General features: G+C 61.3%; 9 protein-coding genes. 5 read left to right on the top strand and 4 right to left on the bottom strand.

Going from position 1 to position 12,866, the window contains the following annotated elements; translation table 11 throughout:
• The first annotated feature begins 1 nt into the window (after position 1).
• Positions 2-931, top strand: coding sequence for an NAD-dependent epimerase/dehydratase family protein (locus LDH66_RS04960; RefSeq protein ID WP_226479960.1), 930 nt, complete (start codon positions 2-4; stop codon positions 929-931).
• A gap of 33 nt (positions 932-964) precedes the next feature.
• On the opposite strand, the gene LDH66_RS04955 is transcribed toward LDH66_RS04960, so the two are convergent.
• From LDH66_RS04955 to wecB, 3 genes are read right to left on the bottom strand one after another with little or no spacing between them, the layout of a single operon-like run.
• Positions 965-2,182 carry a glycosyltransferase family 4 protein gene (locus LDH66_RS04955; protein WP_226479959.1) on the bottom strand — a complete coding sequence of 406 codons (1,218 nt, stop codon included), beginning with the start codon at positions 2,180-2,182 and terminating at the stop codon, positions 965-967.
• Between the two features lie 46 nt (positions 2,183-2,228).
• Complete coding sequence (locus LDH66_RS04950; RefSeq protein WP_226479958.1) at positions 2,229-3,521, bottom strand: nucleotide sugar dehydrogenase; 1,293 nt, start codon at positions 3,519-3,521, stop codon at positions 2,229-2,231.
• A complete protein-coding gene (gene wecB / locus LDH66_RS04945; RefSeq protein ID WP_226479957.1) occupies positions 3,518-4,630 on the bottom strand; it encodes a non-hydrolyzing UDP-N-acetylglucosamine 2-epimerase in 1,113 nt (370 codons plus the stop codon). Before wecB ends, LDH66_RS04950 begins: the two co-directional genes overlap by 4 nt.
• 940 nt (positions 4,631-5,570) lie before the next feature.
• Between wecB and LDH66_RS04940 the strand changes: the two genes are divergently transcribed.
• The 4 genes from LDH66_RS04940 to LDH66_RS04925 all read left to right on the top strand — a co-directional run bounded on the left by LDH66_RS04940 (position 5,571) and on the right by LDH66_RS04925 (position 11,786).
• A complete protein-coding gene (locus LDH66_RS04940; protein ID WP_226479956.1) occupies positions 5,571-6,626 on the top strand; it encodes a peptidoglycan bridge formation glycyltransferase FemA/FemB family protein in 1,056 nt (351 codons plus the stop codon).
• Positions 6,627-7,167: 541 nt separating this feature from the next.
• Positions 7,168-8,670 carry an oligosaccharide flippase family protein gene (locus LDH66_RS04935; protein ID WP_226479955.1) on the top strand — a complete coding sequence of 501 codons (1,503 nt, stop codon included), beginning with the start codon at positions 7,168-7,170 and terminating at the stop codon, positions 8,668-8,670.
• Between the two features lie 120 nt (positions 8,671-8,790).
• Positions 8,791-10,584 (top strand): glycosyltransferase family protein, encoded by a 1,794-nt coding sequence (locus LDH66_RS04930; protein ID WP_226479954.1) that lies wholly within the window; start codon positions 8,791-8,793, stop codon positions 10,582-10,584.
• Positions 10,585-10,724: 140 nt separating this feature from the next.
• A complete protein-coding gene (locus LDH66_RS04925) occupies positions 10,725-11,786 on the top strand; it encodes a glucosamine inositolphosphorylceramide transferase family protein (RefSeq protein ID WP_226479953.1) in 1,062 nt (353 codons plus the stop codon).
• Between the two features lie 6 nt (positions 11,787-11,792).
• On the opposite strand, the gene LDH66_RS04920 is transcribed toward LDH66_RS04925, so the two are convergent.
• Entirely contained in the window at positions 11,793-12,821 is a 1,029-nt protein-coding gene (locus tag LDH66_RS04920) for a lipid II:glycine glycyltransferase FemX (RefSeq protein ID WP_226479952.1), read from the bottom strand.
• Positions 12,822-12,866 lie beyond the last annotated feature (45 nt).

The following is a 12,866-nucleotide window of genomic DNA, read 5'->3' as shown; positions in this document are numbered from 1 at the left end:
GATGTCGGACACACTCTCTCACTCGCTTGCGGGACGAACCATCTTGATTACGGGCGGTGCTGGCTTCATCGGGAGCCACCTCGCCTCGGCGCTCGTCGGCGACAACGACGTACGCGTACTGGACGACCTCTCGACGGGGGGCGCTGGAGAGATCCCCGACGATGCCGCGTTCATCGAGGGAGACGTTCGCGATCGGGAAACGGTCCGCGAGGCGATGACGGGGACCGATATCGTGTTCCACGAGGCGGCGAATCCGAGCGTCGAACGGTCCATCGAAGATCCGATCGAGAGCAACTCGAGAAATATCCAAGGGACGGTAACCGTCCTGGAAGCCGCACGAGAGGCGGGATCTCGCGTCGTCACGGCGTCGAGTACCGCGATCTACGGTGCGCCGGAGACCCTTCCGGTCTCCGAAGACGCTACCCCGGCCCCCTCGTCGCCGTACGGACTCGAGAAACTGACCGCGGACCGGTACACGCGGCTATACAACGAGCTGTACGATCTGCCGACTGTCGCCCTTCGGTACTTCAACGTCTACGGTCCGGGCCAGTCCGGCGGCGATTACAGCGGCGTCATCGGTATCTTCCTCGAACAGGCTCGAGCCGGCGAGCCGATTACCGTCCAGGGGGACGGACAGCAGACTCGCGATTTCATTCATGTCGACGACGTCGTGCGGGCTAACATCGCTGCGGCGACCACGGACGCCGTCGGCGAGGCGTTCAACGTCGCGACCGGCGAGAGCGTGACGATCAACGAACTCGCCGAGGCGATCCGCGAGTTGACCGGCTCGGACTCCCCGATCGAACACGTCGAGGGTCGCCCGGGCGATATCCGCCACAGCCGCGCGGACGTCTCCAGGGCCGAGCGGATGCTCGGTTTCGACGCCGAAATCGATCTCGAGGAGGGCCTGCAGACGCTCGTGAATCAGTAGAACGGTCGGACGACGTCGCGACAGTTCGAGACGCTATTCGGCTTCGGTCGTCGCCGGTCGCCCTCGCGGCGACGACGTCCCCGAACCGCCTCCGCAGGCGTCTTCGAGGACCGTTCCGAGTCGTCGAGCGGTAGCGGCCCGATCGTAGTGGGCTTCGATGTGACGCCGTCCCCGCTCGCCGAGCCGCTCGCGTCGCTGCGGGTCGTCCAGATACCGATCGAGAACCGTCGCGATCGCGTCGGGATCGTTGTCGACGACGACGCCGCCGCCGGAGGACTCGATCACCGACTCGATCTCGCCGGATCCCGTCGCGACGACCGGCACTTTACAGGCCAGATACTCGAAGGTCTTCGTCGGCACCGCGTACTCCAGCGCCTCGTCGGACTTGATGGGCGCGAGGCCGACCTCGGCGTCTTCGATGTAGCCGGGCACCGCCTCTCGCGGGACCAGGCCTTCGAACTCGACGACGTCCTCTAACCCTTCCTCGGCGACGAGACGCTTGAGTGCGGGGGCTCGGTCGCCGTCGCCGACGATGCGGAAGACGACGTCCGAGCGCTCGAGTCGCCCCACCGCACGGATGCACGACTCGAGGTCCTGTGCGTGACCGACGTTACCGGTGTAGACGATTGTCTTCGTCCCCTCCGTCTCCGTCTCGGTGGGCGTGTACCGATCGACGTCGACGCCGTTCGGGATGTGGTGGATCTTCTCCTCGTCGATGCCGTAGGTGGCCGCCAGCCGCGACCCGAGGAGGGCGGTCGTCACGGTGATCCGATCGGCGGCCTCGAGGAGAACGCGCTCGTACGCTCGACTGAATCGTTCGAAGAGGCCGCCCTCCTCGATAAAGTCCAGTTCGATCGCACTGTCGATCCACAGGTCGCGGACGTCGACGACCAGCGGTTTTCGATCGAGGAGGGCGAACGGAAGCCCGGCGATGCCGACGAACACCGGCGGCGACGAGAGGAAGATTACGTCGAACGACCGATAGTTGATCGTCAGCCACAGCAGCGCGTGGAGCGGGAAGAGCACGTAGTAGAGGAGGCGGCTGGCGAGCCCCGGATCCTCGGTCGTCGGCTGCCACGCCCACAGTCGGTGGACGGTCATGCCGTCTCGCTCGTAAGTCCGAGAGCGTTCCCACGAGCGCTCGAACGACCCGAACGGGAACGTCGGTGGCGGAGCGAGCACCGTCACCTCCCACTCGTCGTCCGCAGCGAGATGCCTCGCGTTGTCGTGGATGCGAGAAGCGTTTCCCAAACTGTCCGGCGGAAAATTCTGGGTGACGATGATTGTGCGGGGCATGTTACAGTCGGATCAACTCGAGATCGGTTGCGTTCCACGCCGCCTCGTCGAGGATCGACTTGGTGTCGACGACGAGATCGCCCGCCATCTTCTGCTCGACAGCCGCCGGATCCAGCGTCTCGTACTCCTTGTGATCGGTCGACACGACGAGCGCGTCGGCGTCCGCCACCGCCTCGTCGAACGGTTCGAGGGCGAGCGACTGGTCGGTCACGTGCGGATCGTGAAACGAGAGGTGAATCGGCTCGTCGCCGTCCGCTCGCGTCTCGAGGGGCGACTCGCCCACCGCTCGCTCTTGGAGTTCGTCTCCGAGGTTCAGCCCGGGACTCATTCGCGTGTCGCCGACGTTTCCCTTGTATGCGACGCCGAGAATCGCCACCTTCCGTTCGCTCACCGTTCCCAGTTCGTCCTCGAGGCGGTCGACGATGTAGCTCGCCATCCCGTCGTTGACTTCACGGGCGTGGGCGATCAGGTCGAGGGCGTCGGATTCGTGACCGAGGAACCACGGGTCGATGGGAAGACAGTGACCGCCGACACCCGGCCCGGGCTGGTGGATGTCGACGCGGGGATGCGTGTTCGCCAATCGGATCGCTTCCCGGGAGTCGACGCCGTAGTCGGCAGCGAGCTTCGCGATCTCGTTCGCCAACGCGATGTTCGTATCTCTGTACGTGTTCTGGATGAGCTTGACGAATTCGGCGGTCGTCGCGTCGACCATCGTTCTGATCTCGCTCTCGACGAACGACTCGTAGAGGCGAACGGCCGCCTCCGTCGAAACGCCGTTGACGCCGCCGATGATCCGATCGTTTTCCCTGAGTTCCGTGATGATGTTCCCCGGAAGGACCGTCTCCGGACAGTGGACGAGGGCGACGTCTTCGCCCGCGTCGAGTCCGGAGCGTTCGAGGATCGGCTGGACGGTGCCGACCGTCGTTCCGGGCGGAACGGTCGACTCGAGAATGACGGTATCACCGGTCCTGAGTTCGGGGGCGATTGCTTCCGCCGACCGGCTGACGTACGAGAGATCGACCCGTTTCGTCTCGCGATCCAGCGGCGTCGGGACGCAGATGATGTGATACTTCGAGGGCGGGATCTCGTCGTCGATGACCAGTTTCCCGGACTCGAGCGCCTGGGTGACGAACGCTCTGAGACCGGGCTCGTCGATGCGGATCTCTCCGCTATTGAGTTCGTCGACCAGTTCCTCGTCGACGTCGAACCCGACGACGTCGTGGCCGTAGTTGGCGAACATCGCTGCCGTCGGCAGTCCGATGTAACCGAGTCCGTGGACGCAGACGCTGCTCATTTCGCAACCTCCATCGGTGCCTCACCGTGCAGTACCGTGTCGACGATCCGGCCGGCCGCCTCGCCGTCCCCGAACGGGTTCGTCCAGTCGGGCGTCCGGTCGATCATTTCGAGCGCTCCGTCGTGTATCTCCTGGGGGTCAGTCCCGACCAACACGTTCGCGCCCACCTCGAGCGTTTCCGGTCGCTCGGTGTTCTCACGCAGGGTCACACACGGGACGCCCAAGATACAGGTTTCTTCCTGGATCCCGCCCGAGTCGGTCAACACGAGCGCGGCCCCGCTCTCGAGCGCGAGGAAATCGAGGTACTTCTGTGGCTCGATGGTTCGAACGCCGTCGGGAATCTCGAGGTCGAACTCCTCCACCGCGTTCGCTGCGCGCGGGTGAATGGGGTAGATGATCTCCATCTCGAGGGCGTCGGCGACTCGACTGGCACCCTCGAGCAGCGATGCGAACCGCTCCTCGTCGTCGACCGTCTCCGCTCGGTGGGCCGTGAGCAGACAGAACTCGCCGCGCGTGAGATCGTGTTCGTCAAAGATCGCCGTCCGCTCGAGGGCCACACTCTTGTTCTGTTCGACCGCATCGACGACCGTGTTACCGGTGACGTAGATCCACTCGTCGGGAACCCCTTCGTCGCACAGCGCCCGCCTCGCCTGGTCCGTCGGTGCGAACAGATACTCCGAAGTGTGGTCTGCCACGATTCGATTCCGCTCCTCCGGCATCGTTCGATCGTGACTCCGCAGTCCGGCTTCGACGTGGCCGAGATCGATCGGAAGCTTGCTCGTCGCGATCGCACCAGCGAGCACGGAGTTGGTATCCCCTTGGACGAGGACCGTGTCCGGTTCCGCCTCGAGGAGCGCCTCCTCGATTCCGATGATCATCTCTCCCGTCTGCTGTCCGTGACTGCCGGAACCGACCGCGAGTTCGTACTCCGGTTCCGGGAGTCCCAACTCCGAGAAGAAGACGTCAGTTAGCGACTCGGAGTAGTGCTGCCCGGTATGGATGACCGTGTACGGGATCGATCGCTCCTGACACTCGCGAATAACCGGCGCGAGCTTGATGATCTCGGGTCGCGTACCGAGAACGATCGCGATCTCGGAATCGTCACTCATGGTCTTTCCTCTCCGGTCTCGAGCGATGGGGTCCTGGAAACATTTTCACGATAGCTACTCAGCTCGGAGCGCCGCCCGCTCTCCGATCCCGGGTGTTCCGGCTCCTCGAGCGCGCTCCAGTGAGTGGTGAGGTATTCCAGATCTATCGCTTAAACACCGCTCTCGGTTGAATCGTATAACGTACAAGAGAGAGTGACCGTGGAACCGGCGTCTCGCCTCATAGACTCATTGATACGCGACCCAGTTCCGCTGTCGCTCACAATCGATCGACGTGTCCCGTCACTGTGTTGCGCCGTTCTGGGCCCGCGTATATCGGCTCAGGTGACACCACGAATCGCGAGACGGAGGGCGGCTACCGACGCTCATATCGAATAGAGCGACGATCAGGGTAACGAAACGATCGCTAAAGGCGGACAGAAACGGACGACGGGACGCGTGGGAAAATCACGTTACTGGGTTCGCGATAGGGACAGATCGTATGGTTATTGCCAATAAAAATTCGGAGCTACTCGGATTATTCATCGTTTCGACCGAAATTGTTCTGTTTACCGCTCCCGGGCGGCGGCAGTGATGTGTAAGGCAGATCTAATAATGGCTATTGGAAACGGAGCATTGCTCAAATGGGAGGACAACGAGTCGAAGTGGCCGGCGGGTACGCGACCGTAGAACGACGGATATCCGCGGGTATCGGAGTGAACAACTCGTGGACTGTTCGCGATACCCGTTCGCCACGAGCGAAGGATCACCGCTCCGGTCGGCGGAATGATCCGTTTCGATCGACCAGTCGTCCGCCCCAGCCCTCGATGCGGCGGTGGCTGCGCTGACAGACGCGAGTGACACGTTCGCCGGACTGAAAGTCTGATATTCGACGTCTTAGCCCTGCATCCACCGCTAGCCTATAATACCGTCGTTCCCGATAATCTACGGACTGCGGTCAATAATGGGAAGAGGAAACCAGGACGCGACTGATCTGCGATCAGAACGTATCGAAACGATCGGGAGCGTAAACGAGAACCAGTGGAATCACGTCGTCGACCAAGCCGAACATAGCAGCGTCTTCCACCGTTACGAGTGGCTCGCTGCGATCGAAGACGGGACGAAACTCACGCCGAGTCACGCCGTCATATACAAGAAGGACAACCTCGTCGGGATCTGTCCGAACTTCGTCACGGATATCGACAAGACACCGTTCAAACGCCTGCTCTCTACCGAACCCGGATTCGGCGGACCGATAACGACGACGGACGAGGCCGCCTGCTTAGAGCTGTTGTTCGAGGAAATCGATGCCCGCTGCGGTCGAGAGGTGATCACCCACCTCTTTCGGCCACTCGATACCGCTACCGTCCAATATCAGTCGCAATTCGCGGCCAACGGTTACAGTCCGAACGTCGCGAACTGCCGGTTCGTGGTCGATCTGCGAAAGGGCTGGGAGACGATCCTCGCGGAAATGAGCAGTTCCCGACGCCGAAGCATCCGTAACGGACACGCCGAAAACGTCGAGGTCGTCGACAGGGAAATCGCGCGCGAGACGATCGATCAGTTCTACCTGAACTACTGCTCGGTCATGGAACGCCTCGAGTCGACCCCGTATCCGCTGGGCTTCTTCGCGGCGCTGCTGGAGTTCCGAGACCGCATCAAAGTGTTCTCGCTCTCGGTCGACGGGGAAGAACGAGGAATGCTCTTTTACTTGCTCGACGACGAACGGTCGTCACTTCACTACTTCTTTTCGGGGGTGACGGAGACGGACTTCGAATACAACGCCTCGGAGCTGATTCACGAGCGCGCAATGAAGTGGGGAATCGAGAACGGGTACGAGACGTACGATCTCGGGATGACGCCCGCCGATTTCGATGACGGGTTGTTCAAATTCAAGGAGAAGTTCGGCGGCGAGGTCGTTCCGGTCGTCTCGTGGGAGAAGGGATGCTCGCGGGCACTGTGGGGGCTCTTCCGTGCAGGACGGCGTGCGTACCAGCGGTATGAGTCCTCGACTGAGTGAGCGAATACGTACCGGGCCGACTCGAGAGCGGATATCCCGGCGGACCGCGTTCGTAAGACACCACGCGATTCGGTCGCGAGGAGAGTACTGGCCGCGGCCCGACGGGAGTAACGCACCGTAGAACCGGTTGGAAGCATGGTGTGGACTTTTGTGTTCCGGTGTGGCAGGTTGCGTGGACCGTGATGACCAGATGTCGAATCTAGGGACGACTATCGGCGACGAGGATCCAGAATCCGACGGTATCGGTTGCAGGTTCGGGAGCGGTCGGGATGGCGAACTCGTTCCAGTGACGGACCCGACCGCTCCAGCGGCGGCGATCGGCTCGAGGGTACGAGATCCGCCGCCGAGATTGGCGCTCCGCGAGCGGGCCAGAGGGTCCTCGGCATCGGCCATCCCAGATCAGTACGAGCGCGTTCCGGTTCCGGACCACGAGCGCGGAACGCCGATTTGCACCGAGCAGTGACAGACGATAATCATACGGCCGGGACCGCTTCGATTTCCGGCGGCCACGCTATACCGATCGGTGGTGAATAAGCGATAGATGTCTCGAGACATCCTCCGGGGAATCATCTCTATCGCGGGTTCAAACGTCGTCGTCATGCTGCTGGCGTTCCCGCTCACGCCGTTTCTCGTCCGGTTCCTGGGGAGTTCCCAGTACGGCGACTACGCGTTCATGCTCTCCTTCCTCGGCGTCGCGTGGGTGTTCGTCAACGGCGGCGTCTTCGATGGCGTGCGGAAATACATCGCCGAGGAACGCGAGACGGAAGAGTGGCAGAATTACGTGTTCGGCTTCTACTTCCGCGTTGCAGTGCTCTTTGTCGTTCCAAGTGCTATCGTTATCGCTATCGCGGCGCGCGTTGGTGTGATCGAGTTCGTCCTGGATCCGCAGTTCGAGACGTACTTTTACCTGCTCGGGGTGTTGCTAATCGCCCGACAACTACGTGCCGTCGGTCGTAGCGTACTGATGGGACTCGGCAACGAGCATCTCTCCGAACCGCTGATGATCCTGGAGAAACTCTTCTTCTGGCCGATCGCGATCGGCCTCGTTTACGCCGGATTGGGCGTCTCCGGCGTTCTCATCGGACACATCGTCGCAGTGTTCGTCTCCGCGGCCGTCGCGTTCGTCATGCTCTCGCGAATGGTTTCGTTCTCGTCGATCTTCCGCCGGACGCCGCCGGACTTTCCGCGCCGGACGCTACTGGCGTTCAACAACCGGACCATCGTCCTGATGTTTCTCCTGAACGCGCTGCTGTACACGGACATCCTTCTCCTTCACCCGCTCGCCGGAAGCGAACAGGCCGGCTACTATCAGGCGGCGATCGTCATCGCCGACTTCCTGTGGGTCGTTCCGTTCGCAGTCCAGCTCGCCCTTCTCCACTCGTCGTCGGAGCTATGGTCGAACGACCGCCTGGATCGGATCAGCGAAATTTCGGCGCTCGCGACTCGGTACGTCTTCCTCGTGACGATGCTGTTCTGCGTCGGTATCGCGGTGCTCGCGGATTCGTTCGTCCCGCTCTACTACGGCGAGGAATTCACGGCCTCGATCACGCCGCTCCGACTCCTCTTGATCGGCGTTGTCGGCTTCGCAGTCGCGCGTCCGATCTTCGCGATCGGTCAGGGGAAAGGAAACCTCAGGGCGCTCATCTACGCGACTGGTGCCGCCGTCGCGCTCAATATCGTTCTCAACCTCCTGCTCATTCCGCTGTACGGAACGAACGGTGCGGCCGTCGCGACGAGTATCAGTTACGGCTCCATGCTCCTCTTTCACGTCTGGAGCGCCCGAACGCTCGGCTTCGAACCGATCGGGGATCTCCGCTTCGGTCGCATTCTCGCGACGACCCTCGTTACGGGCAGCGTCATCTATCCGCTCGACACGATCATCGCCTCCCCCTTCGTCTCGCTCTTCGCCGTGCCGCCGGTCGGCCTCGTCATCTTTCTATTAACGGCCGTAACGGTCGGCGCGATCGACAATGACGACATCTCCTACATGCTCGAGCGATCCCCCGATCGGCTTCAGCGGATGCTCCCGTCAGGGGACGGCTAGGGACTCGCGACGGTCCGCCGATACTCGCTCCCACAAAGACTGATTTCGCCCCTTCAATGCGATGCTACGCCCCCTTACCACGACAAACGTCATTAGGGAGGCTCGAGTAGGGAGGTGCCAATGAATCCGGGCCGCAAGGCGTATCTGCGAGTCTTGCTCTTGGTGGGTACCGCCTTGCTCTCGTATGCGGCCCTCGTTGTCGCAACGACTCCGCAGGCCACCGGATACGAGATATCGATCTATACGGCCTATCCGACCGCGTTTTGGATATCGATCGTTCTGACGATTTTCGTCGGACAGCTCCTCGTCCTCGAGGATGCCACTTCGTCGCGCATTACCGGCTACTGGAAGCGGGGATACGCGTTGCTCGTAACCGCGAGCGGACTCCTCCTCGTTCTACCGACGCTGCGCTATCAGTACGTGATGGGGCGAGCGGACACGCTCACGTTCGCCGGCGGTATCGATTACGTCACTGTCAATCACGCGCTTCAGCCGGACAATTACTATCCGATGATGCATCTGCTCGCAGCGTCGCTCTCGTTTCTCACCGGAATCGAGCCGATCAATATCATGCAGGCGATCTCACCGATTTTCTCGATCGCGTTCCTTCTCGGGGTCTACTCGCTGCTTCGGTATCTGTTCCCGGAGAGACGGGAGTTCATCGTCGTCCTCCCGTTCGCGTCGCTCCTGTTCGTCGGGTTCAGTCACCTCCACGTTACGCCGTACAATCTGAGCTTCCTCCTGAGTCCGATAGTCGTCCTCTACTGTCTGAAATCCCAGGAACGGAACGCGATCTGGTCGACGGTCGCGATGCTCGTTCTGGTGTTCGCGACCGTCTTCTACCATCCGTTGACCGGTCTCCTCATCGTCGGGTTTTTCGCCATCGCACAGGTGCTTTCGAAGTATCCGCGGTTGAGCCAGTTCGTCGCCGGTCGAAAGCCGGTCCCGTCGGTTTCGATCAGTCTCATCGTGCTCGTCGTGCTCTTCGCATGGTATTCTCGATTCGATACGGTCATATTGAGCAGCGCATCGGTCGTCACCGGCCGCGGACCGTCACAATTCGAGCACGTCTCGACGGTTGCGGACAGAGTCTCACCGAGCCTCATCGACCTGTTGCAAAGCGGTATCGCCTCCTACGGCATGGAGGCGATCGTCGGTTCGGTCACGCTGGTGATCCTGGGCTATCTCGGCTACGAACGCTACCACGGGAGAGTGGCCGTCGACACGTACGTCGTTTGGCTCGCCGGTATCTTCCTCGTCTCGTTCGCGTTCGGCGCGGTCGCGTTTTTCCTTGACGTCATTTTCGAACCGCTCAGGTTCACTCGATACGGGCTCTTGGCCGGTGGCATCCTCGTCGGGTTCGGATACCTATCGATGCGTCGTACCCTGCGGAACCGACGTACCAAGCAACTCCTCACGTTCTCGATGTACGGGTTCCTACTGATTCTGGTCTTCCTCTCGGTGTTTTTGCTCTTTCCCTCCCCGTTCACCGGCAACGAGAACCTCCAAGTGACCGATCGGGAGATCGAGGGGATGGAGTGGGCGCTCGATAACGAGAACGAGACGATGCCCGCCCAAGACGATGGAGTCTTGCAGCATCGACACATCGACTATCAGTCGATGGGGACCGAACCCACCTGGGAGATTCGCGAGCGGGATACGGCACCGCCGGATCACTTCGGCTACGATAACAATTCGACGGCGGGGCAGAGTTACGAGACGGACACCTACCTCCGCGTTACGGAACTCGCACGGATCGAAAATCCCAGTCTCTATCCCAACTACCCCGAGAACTGGCGCCACACGCCGTCGGAATACCAGCGATTAGAGAACGATTCGACCGTCGACCACGTCTACACGAACGGAGAGTTCGACAACTACATTGTCAGATCGGCGGACGGCGACAGTGACTGAGCTGACTGCCGAACGCGTTTTACGGACATGACTGCTACATTCCGCAAATTGATACGATCTCGTCTCGACGGCCGACCGCTTCACCGGGTCGCTGCTGTGATGCGCACGGCCGGACTGCTACACAACCGCTCTCCGATCACATGAGTTCCAGAAACGCGTTTCTCCGCACCGTTTCGGCAGTGAAGGATCTGCGATGGAAGGCGGGCAAAGTGATCACTCACGGTCGCCAGTCCGCCCGGCCGTCGAACGCACCGTCTCCGATCAACAGCGACACGACGGCGACGATGATCCCGCCGATCGCTCACGAGTTTCCCCACCACGAACCGCTGTCACCACGGCCTGCCCGCGGGATCGATAACCCGGTCCTGACTGCCGCCGATGTCTTCGGGTACGGGACTGCCGAATTCGTCGCCGATCCGTTCGTGTTCGTCCAATCCGATACCTGGCATTTGTTCTTCGAGATCTTCAACGGACATCGCGATCCGCCGGCCGTCATCGGTCACGCGAGGAGCCGCGACGCCGGCGCGACGTGGTCGTTTACGGACGTCGTCCTCCGGACCGACACCCATATCGCCTTTCCGTACGTCTTCGAGTGGGAGGGCAGCCACTACATGATTCCCGACCGGTGGGACCACGTTAACTGGGAGCCCAGAGACATCAAACTGTACCGGGCGAGCCACTTTCCCGAGTCGTGGACCGAATGCGCGACGCTCGTTTCTCCGACGCATCGACTGAACGACGTCGTCACGTTCCGATTCGACGACCGCTGGTGGAGCATCGGTGGAGACGGCCGCAACCTCTACGCCTACTACAGCGACGAACTGGTGGCCGACGGCTGGACCCCTCATCCCGAGAATCCCGTCGTCTCGGACCGGCCGACCGGCGGCCGACCCGGTGGCCGACCGATCGTCGGACACGATCGAATCCTCCTATATTTACAGGACTGCACCGCCGGATACGGATCCAAACTCAGGGCGTTCGAGGTGACCCGGCTCACACCAGAGAGCTACGAGGACCACGAACATCCCCAGTCGCCCGTCCTCGAACCGGATGAGCGATTGATCGGCTGGAACGCCGGTAAAATGCATCACCTCGACTCGGTCTACGTCGACGGTCAGTGGCGATGCGTGGTCGACGGGAACATCGGATTACAACGCATATTCGGCAATCATCACTGGTCGATCGGCCTCTTCGAGGCCTGAGTAGCGTCAGTTAATCATGGAGCTGATCGACTCCGGCACCTGATGGAGCACCCCCGAGGCGGCCTTCATTCTCGAGGACTTCCGCTCGATCTCGTACAGCGGCGTCAGTTCGGGGTTGAACTTCGATTTGTACTCGCTGACCCCTCGCTCCATCGCTCCGTGCAAATCGTATCGGTCGAGCCCGTCTTCGATCCCGTCTCGGATGATTCGCCAGTCGATGCCCTCATTTACGGGTAGATCGACCTCGGGGACTGCACCGCCGACCCAGCGATAGATGGTTCCGCTGCCCTTCAGCGTGAGCATCCCACCGACGACCTCGCCGTCCACGGCGCAAACGTACGGTCGAACGCAGTCCGGTCCGAGCTCCTCGTAGAGGTCTTCGAGGAACGCCGTCGAAAGGTTGTGCTCGAGCCCTTTCTCCTCGAGCCGAGATCGAGCCAGTCCGTTGATCGTTTCGAGGGCGTCGACCCCTCCGATCTCGACGGTTCCGTCTGATTCTTCGAACTGGCGGATATTCTGACGGGCGTCCGACGAGAACGACGCGAGCAGCTCGTCGGGATCGCTGTCGAGAGGGACGACGTACGTGTACGTGGGCGTGACCTCGAAGTCGTTCCAGAGAAACGGGCGCGCATCCGTAAACCCGTTCGCACACTGAACGTGAACGAGATCCGGATCGAGTCTGGTGTCGATCCATTCGAGCGAACCCTCGATGAATCGACGACGAGCCGTCTCCACTTTCCGCTGTTTTGCGCCGTCCAACCCGATCTGTAACGGCCCCATGTATGCGATTTCGGTCTCGACCGGCGGCGATCCGACGGCCGTGAACGGACCTATTTTCGTCTCGAAGAGGGGAAAGAGTCCGACGGGTTCCTGTCCTTTGTATCCGACGAGCGGATGTCCCCGCTGACCGTGGTGTCGAGCGATCGACTCGAGCGCTGATCGACGGTGAAACGGTAACGCGTGCGAGGATCGGTCGACGTACGAGTCCCACTGATCGAGTTTCTCCCCCTCGAGTCTTTCGATCCTGATACTCATACGTATAGCGACCGCAATCGCGGACATGAATCCGTAGGAGCGTGA

Source organism: Natrinema amylolyticum, from assembly GCF_020515625.1.
Taxonomy (GTDB): domain Archaea; phylum Halobacteriota; class Halobacteria; order Halobacteriales; family Natrialbaceae; genus Natrinema; species Natrinema amylolyticum.
Note: the sequence above shows the minus strand (reverse complement) of the source record. Positions and strands in the feature narration are given on the sequence as shown.